The sequence below is a fragment of the Alienimonas sp. DA493 genome, from assembly GCF_043951915.1.
In the GTDB taxonomy this organism is placed as follows: Bacteria; Planctomycetota; Planctomycetia; order Planctomycetales; family Planctomycetaceae; genus Alienimonas.
In genome coordinates, this window is the sequence record NZ_JBINJD010000096.1 from 1 (window position 1) to 19,397 (window position 19,397).

Sequence of the window (19,397 nt, forward strand, 5' to 3'; positions counted from 1 at the left end):
TCGACCAGACCGCCGTAGGCCGTGCCCTCGTAGCCGTAGACCGGATCGCAGTAGCACCGCTCCGGCGGCGGGCCGACCTCGTCCGGGCAGCGGTCGACCCAGACGATCAGGTTGATTCCCGCCACCCGGTAGCCGGAGACGAGCGAGCCCGCCTCGATGCCGAACTGGGTGTGCAGATTCGCGGCGTCCAGCGACCGCCCGGTCTCCTCCAGGTCGGAATCGACCAGATCGACTCCGCCCGTCGTGCCGACGGCGATGTCCGCCGCCGCGCGGCCGAGGAACGGCCTGATGCCGAGCGGCGACGACTTGCGGCGACGCCCCAAACGTTCCGGCCCCGCCTTGCGGACGCGATTCACCGCGTCCACTGCCCGATCGTAGTCGCCGCCTGTGGGAAAGCCGACCGGCATCAGGACATCAGCCCCGTCAGGTCGATTTCGTCGTCCAGTTCGTCCGTGAAGTAGTACGCCCCGCCCGGCAGACTCGCCTTCGGAACGACGCCCCCCGCTCCGTCCAGCGGCCACGGGTCGGTGATTTGCTCGCCGTTGAACTCGATCCGCCGCGGCACCCCGCCCGCCTCCGTGCTGGCGGTCTCGTACACGTCAGCGTCCAGGCGTTGAAAATCCCACCCGCCGGGACGATGGGCCACCTCGATCGTCAATTTATAGAACGTCACCTCGTTCTCGACCAACGGCCCCTCGCCGCTGACGTTGAGACACTTCACCGACCGCGGCGGGTAGCCGAGGAACGTGGCGCTATTCAGTTTGCCGCGGTACAGGGCGGCGGTCGCCTCGCTGTAGGCGGCGACGTTGCCTTCGATCGTCAAAACCCCGTCGTAGACCTCCGTCTCCGGCAGCGTCGTCGGCGGCAGGCCGGCGGACGTGAGGATCGCGTCGCCGTTCCGGTCCTTATCGCGGGCGACGGCGCGTCCCTGCCCTCGGCTCGTCCACTTGAACGGCCGGGCGAGGGGGTTGTCCTCCCGCTCGTCCTCATCGAACGGCTCGTTGTTCCAGTTCAACGTGATCGGGAACGTCCGGTACTCCGCCCGGGTCATCAACTGCGTTAGGTCCACGTCCCGCAGCAGCATGTTATTGCTGATCGGGGAAAAACTCCCGATGGGGAACGCGACGAAGATGGCCGACAGAATTTCCGCGACGGTCTCCCCGGCGTCGGCCTTGACGTGCCGCTCTTCGGTGTAGGTTTGCGCGACGCGGCCGTTGTCCTCCAGTTTGGCCGAATACTTGCCGTCCTTCGGCAGTTTGATCGTGATCGCCATTGGTGGCCGGCGGGGGAATCGAGGGTTCCGCCCTATTATCGCCGCCGAAAAGCCGCCGCGCCAGAGGGGTTATACAAAAGCCCCGCCCGGCTCTCCGGGCGGGGCTCGGTTTGGCACCCGTGGGTGTCAGTCGGGGTCGTCGCCGCTGCTACTCTTCCTCGTCGTTGAACACCTTCGGCGGGCCAAACCGTTCGACAGCGTCTCTCACTTCTTCGGCGAGCCGTTCCGACGGGTCCGGGGCCTCCAGCGTGGTCCCGATGCCGAACAGGGAGACGCCGAAGCCTCCGTCCTCCATCGGGCCTTCCAGCTTCGGCAGGTCGGGCCTGACGGGGTTTGGCCTTGTCACCACCATGCACATCCCCTCTCCTGGGCTCCACCGCTCGAACGTAACCGCCATGTCGGCCTTGAGCCCGGCGAAGATGGCGTCCATCAGCGGACGCTCCGGCAGTTTGGTCCCGGTCTCCGCGGCGGCCTGCATGACCACCTCGTCGGCCGCCCCGTTCCGCCGGGCTTCGGACAGGAGCGTCGTCATGCCGGCCACAACGGCTTGAACCTGCCGTTCGGACATCGTGTCGAACGCGGCCTTCGCCCCGCTCGCGCCGCCGCCTTGCATCGCCCGGGCCAGCAGCATGGCCGACTCCTCCATCGCGTCGGCGAACAGCGCCATGAGCTGGTCTGACTCCGCTACCATGCGCTGCTGGTAGCGGAAGCGATCGCCGGGGTCGTCTAGGTCGAGTTCGTCGTGGGCGGGCATGGCCGGTAGCGAGAGGGGACGGGGCGGGCAGTGTACCGCCCCGTCAATCGTCGGTGTCCATGAGCCGGGCTTGGCGGACGCCGTTGCGGTCGCTCCTGAGTTCGTCGTACCGGGACATGAACACCCCCCAACGGCCGTAGCCCTTAGTGAGCGTCATACAGGTCTCGATGTCGTAGAGAATGGCGTCGAACAACTTCAACCCGGCGTCCTTCAGGTGCTGGTGGTGCTTGGCCGAGCGCTTCCCGCCGACGACGGGGTTCACGTCGTCCAGCGCCTCCACCATGCCCGACGGCATCCGGTCGTAGATGAGTTCCCGAGTGACCCCGGCCAGCACCCGCCACTTCCGGGCGTCATTGATGCTGCCCGGCCAGTCCCAATCTTTCAGACGGAAGACGCCTTCGTAGAACCAATCGGGGATGCGCTTCTGCCAGGGGCGCTCCTCAGGCGAGAGGAGTTCCATAATGAGGCGGCGGAGCGTGTCGTTCGGCCGCTCGCGCTCGAAGCCCGTCGCCTCGTCAACCAGCGCCACGACGCCCACCTCGGAGAGCCCGCGATTGAGCCGTCTGGCGACCTCCAGCATCGGCCGGTGACGCTCCTGGAGGAGCCCGTCGATCGCCGCGTCAATGATGGCCGAACACATCCGCGGGAGGATGACGGCCGGGTAGCCGTGGGCGAGGCCACCGCCCTGACCGTGGTGAAACTTGACGACTTTCGGCACCACCAGCAAACCGCTATCCCGATAGGGCGAGAGCGTCTTTGAGTTCAGGAATCGGGTGAGTTGGGCACCACCGGACTTGCCGCTGAACCCGAACCCGCGGGCGAGCCCGCGGCCCACGAACACGCGAGTGCGATCCGGGTCGTCCAAGACGGCGCAGGGCCAACTCACGTTGCCGATCGGGGCGGAGCCGCGGTGAGTCGAACGCGGGGCAGAGAGGGCAGACATCGGATGAATCCATCCTGAGGGTGAGGAACCGGACCGTTCACGGCCGCCCGGCGAGGCCGCTACTCGCCGGGGCTAGAAGACGTTGAAGTGCCGCACGCCCACGCGGCGGCGAATGCCGATAACCATCACGTTCTCTTTCGTTCGGGGCCGGGCCTCCGGGTCGCCGTGACCCGAAAGAGAGAAAGCCGCGGCGACCCAGAGGAGCGGGGTAGCGAACCCCTCCCGTCCGCCCATTGTCCTCGGCCGCGTACACTATCAAAACAGAAAACGCGCGATTCCACGAAAACGCGACAATTCGCTGCCCCGCATGGGCGAAACACCGATGAACGGATATGCGATTTAGTGTACAGGAATCGGGCTCTATCGGGGGTGAGTGCGGGCGAGTCGGAGACGGGCGCCTCACCCGGACCTGTTCCGGCCCGGGTGAGGCGGAAGCGCGTCAGCGGGGGATCGCCCGCAATCGGCGAGCCTCGGTCAGTCCGGCCGCGATCAACGACGGGTCGTAGACCGGCTCGCCGTTCTGCCGGTCGGCCGGGATCAGGGCGTCCAACAGCACTCGGGGCACGCCCAGCACGCGGCACAGTTCCGAGGCGGTCCAGAACTCCGTCGTGCCGTTGAGCGGCGACTTGTCGTAGGACTGCGGGACGACCCGGCCCCACGCGGCGTCGGCTTCGTCCCACGCCCGTTGCTCGGCGTGCCAGCGGGCGGCCCGCTGTACGAACGGGTGCGGAACGGCCGTCGTGACGGTGGCGTTTTCAGAATCTTGCTCCGCAACCTTGCGGGGCAGAACGGTGGCGGCTACGCTCATCGCGTATCTCCGAAAGGGGTCATTCGGCCCGCGTCCCTCGGTCGCCAAACCTTGGGGGGACGCGGGCCGTGTCGTGCGCCGACGCGAAAATGCGAGCGGCAGCCGGAGTGTACCGACAGCCGGTACAACCGCAACCACGGATGTCACATTTCCGATGTTCGCCGGTTCAGTGGTCCGGCATCATCTCCGGCACGGTGCAGCCGAGCGCCGCGGCGAGGTTCGGCAGAACGTCAAGGTGCGGGGCGGCCTCCGCCCTCTCCCACCTGTGCATCGTGTTCCGCGTCGTGCCGACCCGGTTGGCGACATCGACGGCGCTCAACCCCGCCTCAATACGGATCGCTTTGATACGGCGCCCGAACCGCACCCGGTAGCTGGGTTCGTCTGCGGCGGAGGCGTCGTCGGGCACGCGGAGGGGCGGGTGGCGGGGGCGGAACGGAGCGCACGGTAACCCGTACGACTACAGGCCGTCAGCGGTTCACAGGTTCAGCGGTCCCGTGAACCGTTGGCGCGGTGCGTTCGTTTGGCGACTCTTGCCCTCCCGTCCCGCCAAACTCGGAGCCTCCGATGGTTGCCGCCTTGCTACTCACCGTCGCCGCTTTCCAAGAACCAACCTCAAGCGAAACGATCAACGCCCGCGCCGCCGCAGTGCTTGAACGCACGGCAGAGGCAATCCCGAAGGCGGAAGCTTGGGCGAAGAACCGGGACGAGGTCTACCAGCGGGTGCGGCGGGGCCGGATCAACGCCCGGCTGACCAACACCACCCAGAGAGGCGGGCGGGTGTATTACCCGAGCCGCGACGCAAAGGAAGAGGCCGTCGAGAAGGCGAAGGCCGCAGCCGATGCGGCAGAGGCCCGCGTGGAGGCTCTGAAATCTGGGGAGGCGTTCGACTTCGGCGAGTTCTACGGCCAGCCGGGCGAGTTCGGCCGGCTCCGCGGGAAGCACTTTACGGCCCGGCAGGTGATACCGGGCGAGGGAGTGTTGGCTGAAATCGGAGTCCCGACGGTCGAGTATCGAGCCGGAATACCGATTGAGGGAACCACCGAGACCGACGTGATGATTGTCGGCCTGCCGGAGTCGATGGTCGTCGCTGACGGCAAGATGGTGGACACGGACTTAGTGTTCGAGGCCGGCGGCGTCTACACCTACGAAACGCTCGTCGGCGCCTCCCGCACGGTGCCGAAGATTCGCCCGATTGACGCCGATCCGATCATTGAGAAGGCGAAGGAACTCGCCGAAAGCCGGTAGCCGGGCTATTGAGAAGTTATCCGAACGTTCAACGAAGGCAGAACGATGGCTAGAGACACTTCACGCGGCTTCGGCATGGGCGTCGGGCTGGTGCTTGGCCTTTTGGCGGTCGCCGGCGTCGCACTGGCGATCCTGTGCGGCGGCTGCATACTCGCCGGAAGCGGAACCGCGGCAGTATTCGGCGACGCCTACCAAAAGGCTCAACAGGACATCGAACAGAAGCGTCTTGAGCGGGAACAGCGCGAACAGGCGGACCCTGTTCGCGAGTGAGGGCCGGGCGCCGCCGGATCAATTGATGCCGCGCCCGGCCGTTACGGGTTGCAGCCGAGCGACACCCTTTGCGGTTTCCTGTTGGGCCTTCAATTGCTCCCGTTCCCGCTGATCCATCCGGGCGAGAATCTGGGCCATCTTGCCGGTATTCTTGCCGACATCGTTCCCGGCCCCGCCTCGCATCCGGTTGCTGATCGCCGCAAACGCTTCTTGGGTGCCGCGTTCAAGGCTTCCGACATTGCGGTCCGTCCCCGAACTCGACTTACCGTCAGGCGAGCCCATCGAGTTCTCGCCGAGTTTCAACGCATCTCGCTCGACCCCCGCCAGTCCCGCCCGTGCGGCGTCGACCTTCTCCTGCATGTCCGCGAAGAAGTCCCGGACACCCTCGCCGGGCTTCACGCTGGCCATTGCGTCGGCCAAGCCGCGGACCTTCCCGGTGGTCGCGTCAATCTCATCGGCGATCCGCCCTAAGAAGCCGCTGTAACTCGCCTCCACTCCGGGGATGACGTTCGCGGCCATCGCGGTCGCCATCGCCATCGAATCCAGCGACCGCACGACCGACGCCATCGCGTCCCCGGCCGTTGCTCCCATCCGCAGGAACGCAACACCAACGGTCTGGACGGTGTCGATCGTCGTTCCGAGCGCAGCTCCGACCCAGCCGACCGCTCTGGTGACGATCGAGCCCCACTCGAACCCCTCCCCCGCAGCGCTCCGCCAGCCCACGGCGTATTCCTTCAACACCTCGGCGCCCGCGGAGATGTAGTGGGTGATCTCCTGTAGGAGCCCGGAGATGTTGAACGCGGCCGTGACCCCCTCGAACGCTTCACGAAATCCGTCCCGGAAGTTGGAGGTGAGGGTCGACCACATGCCGGCCAGCGTTTTCGACTGGGCGACCATGCCGCCGGCGAAGATTCCGCCCGCCTTGGTGGTTGATTCGAGAGCCTTCTGAAACTCCACGAACCCGACCTTACCCTCGGACACCATCTTGCGGATGTCGCCCTCCGCGACGTTCATCGTGGACGCCAACGCCTTCGTGATGGGGATGCCGCGCTCCAACAACCGGTTCAGAATCTCGCCCTCGACGCGGCCGGTACTGCCGACTCGGCCGTAGATGTCGACCAGATCGCGCAACGGCTTGCCGGTGCCGGCGGCGATGTCCCCCAAGACCGCCAGGTCGCCGCCGAGGGCGTCGGTCGTCCGCCCGTAGGCCAACAATTTCCGGCCTGCCTCCTGCACGTCGACCGTATCGAACGGCGTCGTCGCTGCGAACTGGGCGAGTTCCTCCATCGTCGCCCGCGCGGCCTCGGCGGAGCCCGTCAGGGTGGTGAACGCGACACGGGCGGTCTCCGCTTCGGCGGACAGTTTTACGCCCCACCCGACAGCGGCTCCCACCCCGGCGATGCCAGCTAAGCCACCAGCCACGCTGCCGATAGCCAAGCCCAGAGGTCCGAAGGCCCCAGAGACTAAAGAGGCGATCCCGGCCCGCAGGCTCCGAAGCAGAATGACTTCCCGAACTACCGCTCCGAGTGCCCGCTTTGCCTTGCCCGCGATCCCAATCACCGCACGGAGGCTCCGATAGAGCCCGTACGCCGCTCCGGCCGCGGCCAGCGCTCCGACCACCTGCTTGACCGACGGCAGCATGGACCGGAACGACCGCCCGGACCGCCGGGCCGCGTCGCCGGCTTGATCGACGGCCCCGGACGCCCGGGTCGCGGACGCGGCGACCGGCTGGGCGTCGCCGTAGACCTGTTGAAACGCTGCGGCCAGAGAACTCGCCCCGCGGGCCGCACGAACGAACTGGACGGCCCGGATCGCCTCTTTGGCGAGCGTGACCCCGCCGCTGACGGCCCCGGCTGCGAGGCCGATGTCGCCCATGACCCGGCGGAGCGTCCCCATTGCGCCCGCGGACTGGTCGGCCTCTCCGTTCGCCGCGGCGATCGTCCGTTGAAGCTGGTTCATCGGGACGATCGCCGCGTTCGCCGCCGCCGCGGCGTCCTCCCCGGCCTTTCCGCCGTAGTCCGCGTTGTTGACGCTCGCCGTCGCGTTACTGACTGCGGAATTGAAGTTCTCCGTGGCGACGACGGCGTTGTTCAGCCCGGCCTCGTAGCCGGCCGTCTGCGACTCGATGGCGACGATCAGGCGGCCGATCTGCACGGGGTCGTCAGCGGGCGGGGTTGAGGCGGGAGCCGGTCCGGCGGGCGAACGCGGCGTGGTCGAAGTCTTTCGGGTCGTCGGAGTCGGGGGCCTCCTTCGGCGGGTCCGACACGGCCGGCAGGCGGAAGTACTCGGGAGACATCTCGCCGCCCCCCAACACCTCCCCGAGCCTTGCGAGGCCAAAAGCAATCCGATTGTCTTGGCGGCGGTCGGGGAGCCCGCAAACGGCGTCGTAGGCCCGCCATTCGGCCGCCTGACGGGGGGTCAGTTCGTCGGCGACGTTGTCGACATCCAGCCGGCCCGCCGCCAACGCCAGTCGCATCAGGAACCTCCGTCTTCCGTCTTCTCGGAGTTTCCCGCCAGTTCCTCAACGTCGGCCTCGGACAGCCCGCAGACCTTCGACGCGGCCTCGAACATCGCGGCGACGTAGGCGGCGTCCATCTCCAGCAGTCGCGGTACGTCGTCCACGGTGAACAGCGGCTTGCCCTCGTCGTTCACCGCGTAGGCGACGACGTAGCGGGCGCGGACCTCGGGCTTGCGGGACTCGCGGACGCGCCCCTTGGCGTCCACGAACGACTTCTGGAGCGCGACGAGCTTGCGTTCGCTCTGCCCGCGAAACCGTACAGTGCGGCCGTTGGGGAGGGTGGCCGTCGCCTCGGTCGGGCCGGCGGAGGCGAACAGGTCGTCGGCGGAGTTGAGCGTCTTCGATTCGGCCATCGGGCGGCTTGGTTGGAGATTCGGGGCGGGAGGTCGATTACTCGTCTTCGTCGGACGCGTCGTCGTCCGCCTCGGGCGGCTCCGCGTCGGTCGGCACGCCCGCCGACAGCAGCCGACCGAGCATCTTGTCCTTGGTCATCTGGGCCGGCAGGTGGACGCCGTGTTCGTTGCCGATCGCCCGCAGTTCGTCCTTGGTTCGCCCGGCCAAGGCGCCGGCCCGATCCTTCGCGGGGTCCCCGGTCGCGTTGCCGCCGGCGATGGCGAGCAGCGGGTTCTTCACCTCTTTGGCGTGCTTCAGCACCTTCCGCTTCGCCTCGTCGTCGGACGGGTCGATGCCGCACGCTTCCCACGCCTCGTCATCCTTCGGACGGAGGATGCCGTCGTGGACCAATAGCGGCAGCCCCTTCCGGTCGACCTTCAGCGGCTCGAAGACGAACCCGGGCTTGCACTCTTTTTTGATGGAGACCGGGGTCTTATAGTCGTTGCCGTCCGCCTCCGCCTTCCGCATCTTCTCGACGGAGAACTCGGGGTTCTTGTAGGCGACGGTGGTCGGGATCAGCAGTTCAAATTGCATCGCGGTCTCTGGGCGGTTAGGGGTTGCCGGGGTCGGGCGATTAGGCCCCGAAGGTCGCGGCCGTCAGCACGGCCGGCTCTTTCTGCTTGATGGTGAAGGACGACTTCACGCCGTCGTTCATGGCGATCGTCAGCGAGGCCCCGATCGACGTGGCGGTGAACGCCAGCGAGGTCGCCCCGGCGTTGGACAGATCCGGGTCGCCGTCGCCGAGCGTGATGCTGCCCTCTCGCTCGAAGTGGATCAGCGGGTCGGCATCCAACAACAGGGCGTGGGCGGCGAGCCGGGAGTCGAAGAACAGTTCGCCGGTGATATCGCCGGGCGTGACGTAGCCGGTCGGCTGCTCCTCCATGCCGGTGCCCGTCTGATCCAGCGTCCGGCCCTCGAACATCTCGGGCTCGTTCTCCGCGATCTCCGCACTGACGATCTGGCCGACGGGCGTCGAAACGCTGGAGATGTCGATAGAGAGGACGGCGCCTTTGCCGGGAATCTTCATGGGTTCAAGCGGGTGCGTGTTGGAGGAAATACCGGCAGGTCACGCCGGGGCTCGGGTCGTCCACGGGGTACCGGGCGGACAGCGGCGGGGACTCGTCCCGCCCGGTCGGGTTCACGGCCAGCAGGCGGCGCCCGCCGACGGTCTCAATGCGTTCCAAGGCTTCGACAGCCGCCTGCACGTCGTCCGCCAGCGCGTCCGCCACGGCGTCGGTCTCCGCCCGGCAGACCAATTCCGCGTTCGCGGGAACCAGCGACCGGTCGTCCCCGCCGAGCGTCCCGTACGTCTGCTCGTTCAGAAACACGGCGACGTGCGGCTTCAGCAGCCCGGAGCGGGGCTCGCCCACGACCACCGGGACGGAGAGGTCGGATTCGAGCCGGGCGGCGAGGGCGACGCGGAAACTCATCGTCCGACCCCCAGCACGCCCGCGGCGGTGCGTTCGGCGACTTGCGCGGCCCGGGAGTCGGCGGCGCGGATCGCGGCCGGCACGGAGCCGTTCGGGGTCACGGAGCCGGTGCCCCGCTCGCCCGGCCGGTCGAACAGCGAGAACTTCCCGCCGACCGCCTTCCGCGTCCGGTCCCGCGTGCCCAGCAGTCCCGGCACGGCGCCGGGGGACTTCGTGTTCGTGCCGACGTTCACCCCCGCGCGGGCGGACGGTTCGCCGTTCGGGCCGACGCCGGAGGTAAAGCCCACGGACGCGGCGGTGCGACCGGACCGCTTCGGTACGGCCCCGCGAATCGCCCCGGCGTAGACCGCGGCGGCGGAGTTCACGGCCAACGCGGCGGCGGGGCGACCCTTCGCGGCCATACGGGCGAACGCCCGGGTGAGGCGGGCGACGCCTTCCACGCGAACGCTCATCGGGTCACCTCCCGCCAGCCGCGGAACCGCACGTCGTACACGTCCCGAAACACTCCCGGCGACGGCGGGCTCTCCAGCCTCTCGCACCGATAGCAGGCGACGCCCGGGAACGCGGACGGCTCCCACCCCTGAAGGGCGGTGACGATGTCGTTCGACGCAACCCGCAGCTTCGCCAGCGTGTCGGCGTCGGCCGGCTCCGCTTGGGCGTGGAAAGCCACCGCGACGGCGTACTCCGCGGCGGAGTTATCCCGGCGTTCCAGTTCCGCCACGGAGCCCGCGGGGGCCACGTCGCAGACCGGGCTCGCCAGTTCCTCCCGCCGACGCACGCACTCCTGTTCCCGCCGCACGGCGACGGCGAGATCGTCCCTCGCCCCGATCGGCAGCGTCTCCCGCAACAGCACGCTCACGGCGTCCGCGAGGGCGCCGTCGGTGACGGGGTCGTACTTCTGCGGGGGCGGCCCGAGCAGGTCGTCCAGCGGCTCGGCGGGGCCGACGCGGACGCAGTTCGCGGACCCGCTCGTCCCGATCGCCAGCGGGCGCCACGCCGGGCGCTCGCCGTAGCCGCTCACGCGGTACTCGCCGCCCGGCAGGGCCAGCCGGTCGCCGCTGCGGAGCGGGGCCGGCGGGGCGCAGGACAGCCAGACCCCGGACACCGCCTCCCGGATCGCCGGCCCGGCCAGTTCGGCCACGTCGGCCTTGTGGTCCGTGACCGCCGCCGGCATCGCGGCGTACAGAACCTCCCCGTCGCGGTACACCGGCACCACGGACGACCCGGCCCCGGCGAGCAGGTACGGGACGGCCGCGGTCAGGTACGACCCGGACGGCGCGAGCGGCGGGGGGACCGTCAGCGGCATTAGGCCAGCAGGCCCGTCAGGAGCTGGCCGGCGGCGCCGTAGACGATGTCCTCGCTCGAATCCATCCGGTTGCGGATGATGTCGCTGCGGCGGGCCTCGTCCCGGTACTCCTCGAACACGCCGCCGATCTGGCTGCCGTCGGCGCCCCAGTGGAAGGTCCGCATGAATTGCGGCTTGCGGGTGTCCGGCCCGTCGTAACGGACGAACAGCAGGGCGGTCGCCCGCGGCCACATCGACTCGATAGAGGCCTCCTCGGCCATGTTCGCCCCGTTCGTCACGCTGTTGGCGACGATGATTTCGTCCAAGCCGAGGGCTTGGGCGATCACCTGCGGCTGCAACGCGGCCTTCGACGGGTCCGTGTAGCCGCTGTACTTGATGCGGTCGATAACGGCGTCCAGGCCGACCAGCACCTCGAACGCCTCCCAGTCGAGAACCATCGCGTTCGGAGCCCGGCCGACGCGGTTGCGGACGGCCTTGCGGGCGGCGTGAACCAGCGTGAACGGGTCGGACGTGCCGGTCGACCACGCGCCGCCGTTGCTCCCCGCGGCCGTCTGCTGGCCGGCGGCGAGCCCGGTCGCGGCGGTGATAACCCGTCGTTCGTGGCCCCGCATGACGGCGTCGCGGCACCGCTCGGCGGCCAGCAGTTCGGAGTCGAACCGGGAGGCGTGGGCGCGGGCGAGGCGGTCGTCAACCCGCTCCTCGATTCCGTGCTCCTTCGTGACGTAGGAGGCCTGTTCGACCTTGCCGTCCGTCCGCGGGTAGTTCCCGTCCGGAGCCCGGCGGGTGTCGTACTCCCGCAACATGCTCTCGATGGGGACCACGTCGTAGACGCCGTTGACCTCGCCCACTTCAAGGGCGGGGGCGATCTTCAAGCCGACGAAACCGGCCCGGTCCGCGGCGAGGTCGAACTCTTCCAGGGCGTCGCGGATGTCCTGGCGCGGCAGGGCGTACTCGCCGCTCGGGGTCGTAGCCATGATTTATTCCTTAGCGGAGAGTTGAAGAGAGGGAGGATTAGGCTTGGTCGGCGAGATAGCCGGGCAGCACTTCGACGTACTGGCCGTCCGCGGTGGCGGCGGTCAGGGCGGTCCCGTAAGTGCCCGCGGCGTTGTCGGTCACGATCTTGCCGCCGGCGGCCGGCTTCACGCGGTCGCCGACGGCGATGGCGGCGCTAGCGATGAGGATCTCGGTCCCGGGCGCGTTCGGGAGCCGGACCGCGACCGCTTCGCCCGAGGCGTCGCAGCCGACGTTCACGCTGCCGATCGGGGTCTCGCCGGCCCCGCAGACGCTCACCGTCGCGGCGCCCGTGTCGGTCGAAACTAGGCTGTATTTCGGGATCGCCCCGCTGCTGGTGAAGGTCCGCGCCGGACCCTCGATCTTCGTCGGTTGCAGGTACATCTATTCGCTCCGGTGGAGAGTGGGTCGGGAGGGGATTAGCGGGAGAACGTCCCGCCCTCGGCCCGAAACCGGGCGTGCAGGTCGGGGTTGGTCTTGACGGCCTTCTGAACGGCCTTGTGACGCGGCATGCCGGCCTTCTCGTAGCCGGCGACGATCTCGTTCAGTTCCGCGGCGGCGTCGCCGGTCTCCGTGGACGCCTTCCCGTCGCCGGGGCCGTCGGGCACGCCGTCGGTGCCGCCGGCGGCCTTGGCCCGCTCGGCGGCCTTGTCGGCCTCAGCCTGCGCCCGGGCGTCCGCGTCGGCCTTCTCGGCGTCCGCCTTCGCGGCGGCGGCCTTCAGTTCGTTCGCCTCGGCGACGACCTCCTCCGCTCGCCGCTCGGCGGCGGCGCGGGCCTCGTTGGCGATGCCGACGCGAGCCTGAAGTTCCTCGCACCACGCGGCGCCGACGGCCTCGGCGGTCGCGTCTTTGTCGAGTTGGGCGGCGAGGAACGCGGTGTCGTCGGCGTTCGCCTTGTCGAGACCGGGGCACGCGGCCACGGCCTCCTTGAAAGTCGCAGCGGACATTCGCTTTTCCCTGTTGCGGGTCGGTTGAGAAGTGGCCCGCAGGGGGCCGGAAAGGGCGGAGAGTTCCGCGATCACGTCGTCCAGCGGCTTCACGCCGTCGTGCAGCTTCAAGGCGGCGGCTTCCGTCGCCTTCCACATGCGGCCGATGCAAACCGCGTCCGCTTCGGCGGCGGTCAGCCCGCGGGCGGACATCACGACTTCCCGAAATGCGGCGTGAGCCTGATCGACCAGTTCCTGCCGGACCGCGACCTGCTCGTCGGTGATTCGGTCGCCGGGCACTCCGGCGCCTTTGAGCGGCGTCGACCGGACCACGATCGGTTTTACCCCGGCATTCTCGGCGGCCCGAGACACGTCCATTAGGACGGCGTACGCGCCGATGCTGCCGACTTCCGCCAGTGGTTCGTTGACGTAGATGCGGTCGCAGGCGCAGGCCAGCCAGTAGCCGCCGGAGGCCGCCATGTCCTCGACGTAGGCCACCGTGGGCTTCTTCGCCGCCAACGCCTTCACATCGGCGGCGAGGTCCGCCATCCCGGCGACCGTGCCGCCCGGGGAGTCGATCTTCAACACGACCGCGGAGACCGAATCGTCGGACGCCGCCTGCCGGACCGACTTCCGGAGGTCCGTGGTGCCGGCGGTCATGCTGCCGCCGCGCTTCGTCATCAGCCCCTCAGCGGTCAACACCCGAACCGATCCGACGGTCTGCGGTTCCGCGGAGCCGCCTAAACCGCCGAACGCCGCGACGTGCGACGCGAGGCCGACGGACGACAGATAGGCGACACGTTGCTGAAGGTGCGAATCGTCGCAGGCCCAGACGCCGAACAGGTCGTCCAGCCGGATGCCGGTGGCGACCGCGGGCGACGGGTCGATCAGCGGGGCGTCAGGCATCGACGGCCTCCAAATCTTCAATGAGGGTCGGAGCGGCCTGCGTCACCGGCTTCACGGCGTTGCCGATCGTCAGGCAGTCCCGCCACGTCACCCCGGCGCCGGGAAACTCGTCGTTGATCGCCGCGGCCTTCGCGCAGGCGAGGCGGATGACGTAGCCGCTGTCGTCCACGCACTCCCGGCTGACGACGTTCCAATCCTGCCCCCGCCGGCTCTGAATCCGCCGCGGGCTCTGGAGCAACCGGCTCTGCTGAAGGTCGTCCGCCTGGGCGTCCTTCAACGGCTCAATATAGGACCACCCGGGGGCGTGAAAGGCGTGCCGGTACGGGTCCAGCTTGGGCTTGCGGGCGAGCCCGTTGACAATCGGGTTCGTCTCGATGGTTCGCCGGACGAACCAGGCGTAGACCGGGTCGTACAACCCGCGGACGATCCACTGTTGAAGCTCCGCGAACTTCAATCGGGCCTGGTCGATGGCCCCCCGCCACCCGCTAAAGTTCGTGCGGGACGGGTCCAGAAGCAGAACGTGAACGGGGAGGTGCAGGTTGACCGCGATGACGGTCAACAGCAGGAGCGTATGCTCAAAGTGCTGGGAGCCCGGGACGTTCGCTCCGAAGGCGCTGATCTTCTCGCCTGGGGCGCCGACCACGTCCAAGCCGGCGGCGAGCCCTTCAATGGCCTGCGTGTAACCCTCCCGGGTCTCCATCGCCTGCGCGACGGAACCGATCGGGGCGGGCTGATAGTCGGGCGAGTCCGCGGGGCGTTCCCGCAGGATCGCCACCATCGACGCCATCTGAGCTTTCACCAACGCCGCGAATTGCAGGTCCGCGTGCTGGTCGATGGTGTCCATGACCGGGGCCAACGCCGTGACGCCCCGCGTCTGGCTCAACCGGCCGGGCAGGTACATATGCAGAACGTTCCGGCGACCGTTCTCGTCTCGGGCCTTCACCGGCGTCGTGTCGCCGACCAGACGCAGCGCCCGGGACGGATGCAACTCTTCCTTCGTGAACCAATACTCTTCGTGCCGCCGGTTCGGCCCCAGCAGGACGCCGTGAACGACCGGCTTCGTGGTGTTCGACGGCGTGCGGGCGCGGTGGGCCTCCAAACTCTGAACGGTCCCGTCCCGCCGCGGCAGGTGGAACGAATCGCCGACGAAGATGGCGTCCGCGAGCGCGAAGCGGGCTTTCTGCGTGAAGTCGTGCTCGCCCGCCGCGTCGCTGCGGTCCGGGTCGAGCGACCAAGCTTCCCACTCGTCCTTCAGCGCCCGATCGAGATCGGCGTCGCCGGTGTCGGGATCAAGATTAAACCCGCCTTGGATAACGTTTGTGACGAGCCGACCGACGCCCTGCCCGACCAACCCGTCCTCACGCTGGATCTGCCGCCCCCGCTCGATCAACCGCAGATAGTCGCGGTCGCTGCGGTAGTGGTAGTCCGCAGAGGCCCCGGTCGGGGCGATGTCGTAGCCGCCGGAATGAAACCGGGAAACCTGAGCGGCCCGGTAGTCGGCCCGGCCGTGCGAACCCTTCCACTCCGCCCGGAGGGCGTTGAACGATTCAGTGAACGTGGCGGGCTTCCGCTTCACCGTCGGCACCCCGACAGGTCCGCGGCGAACGACCGGCCGATGCGGCCGGACGCGGCGTTCTGGGCGGCGAGCCACTGCTGGGCGCGGGCGAGTTCGTCCCGCACCCCCTTGGCGTCCCACGTTGTATTAAGACCGTCGGTGCCCCCGCTGGCCGGACGCAGGCCGATCAGACGGCGGCAGGCCGTGATGAACGCCGTCGCCATGACGACGCTACCCGCCTCCTCGTAGGCGGCGTTGGCGTCGTAGGCGGCGAGAACTTCCGCGGGGTCCATGCCCCCACATTCGCCGACGACCCTATATGTACCTAGATGTCCCGAACTGAACCGGCTAGTTCAGGCGGTTCAGGCGGTACGGGGCGGGTTAGGCCTTCGCCGCTTCCATGTTCTCCAACAGCCACCGCATGCAGTCCGGCTTGGACTGCACCGGGTCGCCGTTGGCGAGTTGGGCGTTGGACCGAAGCAGCCCGGCGTGCATCTCGGTCACGACGCGGGACTGGCCGATAGTCAACCGGTTCGCGTTGAAGTTGCTCACGCCGCGGGAGACGTATCCCATCCCGGCCGGGTTCGCCAGCGGGATTTTGATGGTGATCGTCTGCACGTCGCCGATCGGGGCGGGTTCGGCTTCGACGGCCGGCTCCGGCGTGTCCATCTCCGCCGGGATCGGGGCGCCGCCGTCTTCGGGCAGACGGCCTGGCTCGCCTTCGGGCTCCGGGGAGACCGGGGCGACGGTCTCGGGCTCCGCATCGACCTTCTCCGGGTCGAACTCCGGCGGGATCGGAGCCCCGCCGTTCTCCGGCTCTTTATTGCCGGCGTCTTCGGGAGCGTCGTCGGCCTTCGCGGACACGCCGGCGTCTCGGAGGTCCTGAATCATCACAGACTTCTTCCGGCGGTCCTTGCCGTCAATGCCGTGCTTGTCCAACAACGCCTTCAGTTCGTCGCTGTTGAGGGAGTCGAGGCCGTCGGTCTTCATGGTCTTATTTTAGCGCGGGGTTAAACAGGGCGGAACGAGAAATCAGCGGCGACGCTGGGCGAAAAACGGCTTATTTCTCCCGGCGGTCAGGCCGGGGGCGGCGACCCGGATCGGCTGCGGGGCGGGCGGGCGCACGATCGGGGGCGCCGGGGCGTCAGTGGGACGGCGGCACCCGGCGACGCTGGCCGCGATCGCGCAGCCCACGGCCGTATCGAGCCAGTGGTCCTCCCGCTTCGGCTTCAGCTTGTAGACGTTCACCGTCGACCCGCGGGCCGTCGTCGGGACCGGCTGTTGGGACGTGAGGTGCGCCGCGTAGACCGCGTGCCTGTGCCCCCGGCCGCCGTACAGTTCCCAGCCCCCAGGCGTCCCGGGCGACGCGGCGAACCGGGCCTGCACGAAGTCCTTCCAGTAGTTCGCGTCGAAATAAATTCGCCGCAGGCCGTGCGGCGGGTTCCGCGGTTCGTACCACCGGGCCGCCGTCGGGGCGGGCCACGCCCGAACCACGCTGCCCGGCTTGTTCTTGCCGCCCAGCGTCTCGCCGGGGGACAGGGGGATGCCGTGGGCCGCGAACACGCGGGAGGCGTACGGCGACCGCCTGACCGCCGACGCGACCAGTTCCGGCTTATACCCGGAGTCGATCAGCCCGGTGGCGTCGTACTCCATGCCGCCCGCGGTCGCCCACCGGCGACCGCACAGTTTTTCGAGCAGATCGGCAATTCCCGCCGTCAGCGCTCCCTCGATCGTCTCCGATTCGTACTCCGTGGACAGAGTCCGCCGGGCGCTGCGGAGCGTGAACGAGTCGTTCGGTTGTTCAGGGAAGACGCCGTAGTCGATCGGGCCGCCGGAGAAGTCCTCCGCGACTGCGGCGACCGTCCAGTACAGCAGCGAATCGTGAACGTCGATGTGAAACACGACGTGCGACGCCGACTCCGGCACCACGCCCCGCCCCTCCGGACTAACTTTCTTGGCGATATCCTCCGAGGACAGGGCCGCCACGCCGGCCGCGGCCTCCCGCTTCGGATTGTTCTGGCACTCGCTGTCGAACACGTCCTCGCCGTCGTCCACAAGGATGTTCATGGCGTGTTGAATTGCCGACACCTCGCTCGCCTCTAGCGGGATGTGCTCCCATGCGACGGCCGCTCCGGCGTCCATTGCGGCCCGGTTCGCCTCGTAGTACGCCGTCGACTCCCGAACGGCCCGGTCGCGGTCGCCCGGCGTATCGCGGTCGTACGATTGTCGAATCTTCGCGTACTCGCCGAGCCAATGGGTTTCCAGGGCCGTCGGCATTGAGACCATCATCGACACCCGCTCCGTTTCCCATTCCGGGTGCTTCTCGGGGTCGCCGAGCGTCTGCGGCACGTCGCCCTCCGCAATCGCCGTCGCGTTCATCACCGCGGCGACCTGCCGACCGTGGCCTCCGAGTCGGAGGACCGACTTGCGGATCACGTTCAACCGTTTTTCAACCTGCGTCGGCGACGCCGCGGACTCGTCCGTCTGCGGGTCGTCAATGACGACGTAGTCCGGACGGGCCTGCGTGCCGTCCGCTCGCTTGTACCGCATGCCGCGGCTCGCCGACAGAAGACCCTTCGTGCGGATGATCGCGCCGGACGCCGGGCTACGAACCACTCGGTCCATATTGTTCTTCGCCGACGGATCGCCCCACCCCTCCGGCACGAAAATCGTCGGCAGCACGACCGTGTCCGCCGTCCACTCGATATGCGTCAGCACCCCGCCCTGAGTCTGGCTCGCCGCCCTCTGCGGCTTGCCCTCCAGCGCCCGAATCGCGTGGCAGACCTCGGGGAAGTCTTCGTAGAGCAGGTCGTTCTCCTGTAATTCCACCTTGATGCTGTCGATCGCCTCCTCCGCGTCGTCCTTCGACGCCCCGAAGAACACCCCGTAGCGGCGGTGGCCGTAGAGCGCCGCGAACAGTTCGCTGTTCTCCCCGATGGTCGATTTCACGAACCCGCGGGGCATCAGGTTCAGGAACCGGCCGCCGCGGAGGATGCAGTGTTCGATGCGGGAGATGGCCCGGACCTGGGCCTCGCCGAACGGGGCCAGCCCCGTGCTCTGCGGGAAGTAGGTCCGCAGGAACCGGTGCAGGTCCAGCCGGCACGACTCCCGACGCTCCGGGTCCACGATCGGCGGAATCTCGCCGATATCGGAAACCGCCGCGAACGCCTGCCGGGACCGGCGAGCCATGCGGTCCCGGTGCCGGTCCGCTCCGGTCAGCGGCGGGGCTTCGGCGACGCTCATCGCGGCCTCCCCGAGCCTAAAGAAAGGCAGTCGCGTGCGGAGACTAAATCCCGAGTGGTTTCATGCGCCGAGTCTCCCCAAAGGACCCGTGGATTCTCGCTGCGGGAGGGGCGCCGGCAGGGGATGTGGTTGCGGCTCATGGCCCTACGCCGCCTCCACGAGATCCGGCAGCACCCGCAGCACCCCGTGCAACAGAGGCTCTACGTCGTCGCCGGCTTCGGCGTCCACTTCGTAGTCGTAGTCCCCTGCCGGCGTGTCCGTCTGGGCGGAGGTAGCCTCCAGCGTGAGAGCCCAGTCGTCGGGAGCCGTCCATGAGACCGTCAGGCCGATCGTGAGCGGCGGGGTGGGGGCGGACGGGGGATAAGTCCGGGGGTCGCGGCGGACGGCCTGGAGCGTGACCGTGTAGCCCGTGAGGTCGGGGAGCGTGCCCCAGTCGTCGGAACTCCAGACGACGGCGGTGCCGCGGGCGGCGGAGAGGGTGGAGCCCTTGCGGAGCGTGAGCAGTCCGCCCTGCTTGGGGAGTTGGCCGGGAGCGGCGTAGGTGTCGCGCTCCGCGACCGTCACCGTCTGCGGGTCGGTCTCCGCGCCCGCGGCGTCCGCGGCCCGCAGGACGTAGGAGCCCGCGGCGGCGGGGGTCCAGGTCGCCCCCGCCAGCGCCTCCCCGTCCACCGTGACGACGTACGGGGCCGTGCCGCCGTAGACCGTCGGCGTGAGGGTCTGGCCGACGTAGACCGAGGACGGGAGGGTCGGGAGCGTGAGGGCGCCGCCTCCGCCGCCAGTTGTCGCTCCGAAGACTTGGCCGAAGACGCTCGCCAT

Annotated in this window: 23 protein-coding genes and 1 pseudogene; 2 read left to right on the top strand and 22 right to left on the bottom strand. The window is 68.7% G+C overall.

Annotation, left to right across the window (positions count from 1 at the left end; all coding sequences use genetic code 11):
* From ACG2DA_RS14635 to ACG2DA_RS14660, 6 genes are all read right to left on the bottom strand, one after another.
* Positions 1–407 (bottom strand): hypothetical protein (locus ACG2DA_RS14635; RefSeq protein WP_395256528.1); only part of this gene is annotated, 407 nt, incomplete at its 3' end.
* Entirely contained in the window at positions 407–1,273 is an 867-nt protein-coding gene (locus ACG2DA_RS14640) for a hypothetical protein (RefSeq protein WP_395256529.1), read from the bottom strand. The genes ACG2DA_RS14640 and ACG2DA_RS14635, both read right to left, overlap by 1 nt.
* 148 nt (positions 1,274–1,421) lie before the next feature.
* A complete protein-coding gene (locus tag ACG2DA_RS14645) occupies positions 1,422–2,027 on the bottom strand; it encodes a hypothetical protein (protein ID WP_395256530.1) in 606 nt (201 codons plus the stop codon).
* A gap of 43 nt (positions 2,028–2,070) precedes the next feature.
* Positions 2,071–2,970, bottom strand: a complete 900-nt coding sequence (locus ACG2DA_RS14650; protein WP_395256531.1) for a P63C domain-containing protein — start codon at positions 2,968–2,970, stop codon at positions 2,071–2,073.
* Between the two features lie 439 nt (positions 2,971–3,409).
* Entirely contained in the window at positions 3,410–3,778 is a 369-nt protein-coding gene (locus ACG2DA_RS14655) for a hypothetical protein (RefSeq protein WP_395256532.1), read from the bottom strand.
* A gap of 166 nt (positions 3,779–3,944) precedes the next feature.
* Complete coding sequence (locus ACG2DA_RS14660; RefSeq protein ID WP_395256533.1) at positions 3,945–4,184, bottom strand: helix-turn-helix transcriptional regulator; 240 nt, start codon at positions 4,182–4,184, stop codon at positions 3,945–3,947.
* Positions 4,185–4,342: 158 nt separating this feature from the next.
* On the opposite strand from ACG2DA_RS14660, the gene ACG2DA_RS14665 reads away from it, so the two are divergent.
* Together ACG2DA_RS14665 and ACG2DA_RS14670 are read left to right on the top strand one after the other, a co-directional pair.
* Positions 4,343–5,023, top strand: coding sequence for a hypothetical protein (locus tag ACG2DA_RS14665; RefSeq protein WP_395256534.1), 681 nt, complete (start codon positions 4,343–4,345; stop codon positions 5,021–5,023).
* Positions 5,024–5,068: 45 nt separating this feature from the next.
* A complete protein-coding gene (locus ACG2DA_RS14670; protein ID WP_395256535.1) occupies positions 5,069–5,293 on the top strand; it encodes a hypothetical protein in 225 nt (74 codons plus the stop codon).
* An 18-nt stretch (positions 5,294–5,311) separates the two neighbouring features.
* Here ACG2DA_RS14670 and ACG2DA_RS14675 read toward each other — a convergent pair whose 3' ends face one another.
* The 16 genes and pseudogenes from ACG2DA_RS14675 to ACG2DA_RS14750 form a co-directional block, all read right to left on the bottom strand.
* The gene (locus tag ACG2DA_RS14675; RefSeq protein WP_395256536.1) at positions 5,312–7,447 is read right to left on the bottom strand and encodes a tape measure protein; all 2,136 of its coding nucleotides are present in this window, start codon (positions 7,445–7,447) and stop codon (positions 5,312–5,314) included.
* A 7-nt stretch (positions 7,448–7,454) separates the two neighbouring features.
* The gene (locus ACG2DA_RS14680) at positions 7,455–7,769 is read right to left on the bottom strand and encodes a hypothetical protein (protein WP_395256537.1); all 315 of its coding nucleotides are present in this window, start codon (positions 7,767–7,769) and stop codon (positions 7,455–7,457) included.
* Positions 7,769–8,164 carry a hypothetical protein gene (locus ACG2DA_RS14685; protein ID WP_395256538.1) on the bottom strand — a complete coding sequence of 132 codons (396 nt, stop codon included), beginning with the start codon at positions 8,162–8,164 and terminating at the stop codon, positions 7,769–7,771. The genes ACG2DA_RS14680 and ACG2DA_RS14685 overlap by 1 nt, the downstream gene beginning before the upstream one ends.
* Positions 8,165–8,201: 37 nt before the next feature.
* Positions 8,202–8,738: a hypothetical protein gene (locus ACG2DA_RS14690; RefSeq protein WP_395256539.1), complete on the bottom strand. Its 537-nt coding sequence runs from the start codon at positions 8,736–8,738 to the stop codon at positions 8,202–8,204.
* A gap of 40 nt (positions 8,739–8,778) precedes the next feature.
* Positions 8,779–9,231, bottom strand: a complete 453-nt coding sequence (locus ACG2DA_RS14695) for a hypothetical protein (protein WP_395256540.1) — start codon at positions 9,229–9,231, stop codon at positions 8,779–8,781.
* 4 nt (positions 9,232–9,235) lie between these two features.
* Positions 9,236–9,634: a hypothetical protein gene (locus tag ACG2DA_RS14700; protein ID WP_395256541.1), complete on the bottom strand. Its 399-nt coding sequence runs from the start codon at positions 9,632–9,634 to the stop codon at positions 9,236–9,238.
* Positions 9,631–10,086, bottom strand: coding sequence for a hypothetical protein (locus ACG2DA_RS14705; protein WP_395256542.1), 456 nt, complete (start codon positions 10,084–10,086; stop codon positions 9,631–9,633). The genes ACG2DA_RS14700 and ACG2DA_RS14705 overlap by 4 nt, the downstream gene beginning before the upstream one ends.
* Positions 10,083–10,940, bottom strand: a complete 858-nt coding sequence (locus ACG2DA_RS14710; RefSeq protein ID WP_395256543.1) for a hypothetical protein — start codon at positions 10,938–10,940, stop codon at positions 10,083–10,085. Before ACG2DA_RS14710 ends, ACG2DA_RS14705 begins: the two co-directional genes overlap by 4 nt.
* Positions 10,940–11,914, bottom strand: a complete 975-nt coding sequence (locus tag ACG2DA_RS14715; protein ID WP_395256544.1) for a hypothetical protein — start codon at positions 11,912–11,914, stop codon at positions 10,940–10,942. Before ACG2DA_RS14715 ends, ACG2DA_RS14710 begins: the two co-directional genes overlap by 1 nt.
* A gap of 37 nt (positions 11,915–11,951) precedes the next feature.
* Positions 11,952–12,335, bottom strand: a complete 384-nt coding sequence (locus tag ACG2DA_RS14720; protein ID WP_395256545.1) for a capsid cement protein — start codon at positions 12,333–12,335, stop codon at positions 11,952–11,954.
* Between the two features lie 35 nt (positions 12,336–12,370).
* Positions 12,371–13,783 (bottom strand): S49 family peptidase, encoded by a 1,413-nt coding sequence (locus ACG2DA_RS14725; RefSeq protein ID WP_395256546.1) that lies wholly within the window; start codon positions 13,781–13,783, stop codon positions 12,371–12,373.
* Positions 13,776–15,368, bottom strand: coding sequence for a phage portal protein (locus ACG2DA_RS14730; RefSeq protein ID WP_395256547.1), 1,593 nt, complete (start codon positions 15,366–15,368; stop codon positions 13,776–13,778). The genes ACG2DA_RS14725 and ACG2DA_RS14730 overlap by 8 nt, the downstream gene beginning before the upstream one ends.
* Positions 15,356–15,631 carry a hypothetical protein gene (locus tag ACG2DA_RS14735; RefSeq protein ID WP_395256548.1) on the bottom strand — a complete coding sequence of 92 codons (276 nt, stop codon included), beginning with the start codon at positions 15,629–15,631 and terminating at the stop codon, positions 15,356–15,358. Before ACG2DA_RS14735 ends, ACG2DA_RS14730 begins: the two co-directional genes overlap by 13 nt.
* An 88-nt stretch (positions 15,632–15,719) precedes the next feature.
* A complete protein-coding gene (locus ACG2DA_RS14740; RefSeq protein ID WP_395256549.1) occupies positions 15,720–16,328 on the bottom strand; it encodes a hypothetical protein in 609 nt (202 codons plus the stop codon).
* A gap of 42 nt (positions 16,329–16,370) precedes the next feature.
* Positions 16,371–18,581, bottom strand: coding sequence for a terminase gpA endonuclease subunit (locus ACG2DA_RS14745; RefSeq protein WP_395256550.1), 2,211 nt, complete (start codon positions 18,579–18,581; stop codon positions 16,371–16,373).
* 144 nt (positions 18,582–18,725) lie between these two features.
* Positions 18,726–19,397 (bottom strand): annotated as a pseudogene (locus ACG2DA_RS14750) (hypothetical protein); the annotation flags it as partial.

Coding starts and splice junctions, on each gene's coding strand:
- ACG2DA_RS14640 (WP_395256529.1), bottom strand. CDS start 1,273: ATGGCGATCACGATCAAACTGCCGAAGGACGGCAAGTATTCGGCCAAA.
- ACG2DA_RS14645 (WP_395256530.1), bottom strand. CDS start 2,027: ATGCCCGCCCACGACGAACTCGACCTAGACGACCCCGGCGATCGCTTC.
- ACG2DA_RS14650 (WP_395256531.1), bottom strand. CDS start 2,970: ATGTCTGCCCTCTCTGCCCCGCGTTCGACTCACCGCGGCTCCGCCCCG.
- ACG2DA_RS14655 (WP_395256532.1), bottom strand. CDS start 3,778: ATGAGCGTAGCCGCCACCGTTCTGCCCCGCAAGGTTGCGGAGCAAGAT.
- ACG2DA_RS14665 (WP_395256534.1), top strand. CDS start 4,343: ATGGTTGCCGCCTTGCTACTCACCGTCGCCGCTTTCCAAGAACCAACC.
- ACG2DA_RS14670 (WP_395256535.1), top strand. CDS start 5,069: ATGGCTAGAGACACTTCACGCGGCTTCGGCATGGGCGTCGGGCTGGTG.
- ACG2DA_RS14680 (WP_395256537.1), bottom strand. CDS start 7,769: ATGCGACTGGCGTTGGCGGCGGGCCGGCTGGATGTCGACAACGTCGCC.
- ACG2DA_RS14685 (WP_395256538.1), bottom strand. CDS start 8,164: ATGGCCGAATCGAAGACGCTCAACTCCGCCGACGACCTGTTCGCCTCC.
- ACG2DA_RS14690 (WP_395256539.1), bottom strand. CDS start 8,738: ATGCAATTTGAACTGCTGATCCCGACCACCGTCGCCTACAAGAACCCC.
- ACG2DA_RS14695 (WP_395256540.1), bottom strand. CDS start 9,231: ATGAAGATTCCCGGCAAAGGCGCCGTCCTCTCTATCGACATCTCCAGC.
- ACG2DA_RS14700 (WP_395256541.1), bottom strand. CDS start 9,634: ATGAGTTTCCGCGTCGCCCTCGCCGCCCGGCTCGAATCCGACCTCTCC.
- ACG2DA_RS14705 (WP_395256542.1), bottom strand. CDS start 10,086: ATGAGCGTTCGCGTGGAAGGCGTCGCCCGCCTCACCCGGGCGTTCGCC.
- ACG2DA_RS14710 (WP_395256543.1), bottom strand. CDS start 10,940: ATGCCGCTGACGGTCCCCCCGCCGCTCGCGCCGTCCGGGTCGTACCTG.
- ACG2DA_RS14715 (WP_395256544.1), bottom strand. CDS start 11,914: ATGGCTACGACCCCGAGCGGCGAGTACGCCCTGCCGCGCCAGGACATC.
- ACG2DA_RS14720 (WP_395256545.1), bottom strand. CDS start 12,335: ATGTACCTGCAACCGACGAAGATCGAGGGTCCGGCGCGGACCTTCACC.
- ACG2DA_RS14725 (WP_395256546.1), bottom strand. CDS start 13,783: ATGCCTGACGCCCCGCTGATCGACCCGTCGCCCGCGGTCGCCACCGGC.
- ACG2DA_RS14735 (WP_395256548.1), bottom strand. CDS start 15,631: ATGGACCCCGCGGAAGTTCTCGCCGCCTACGACGCCAACGCCGCCTAC.
- ACG2DA_RS14740 (WP_395256549.1), bottom strand. CDS start 16,328: ATGAAGACCGACGGCCTCGACTCCCTCAACAGCGACGAACTGAAGGCG.
- ACG2DA_RS14745 (WP_395256550.1), bottom strand. CDS start 18,581: ATGAGCGTCGCCGAAGCCCCGCCGCTGACCGGAGCGGACCGGCACCGG.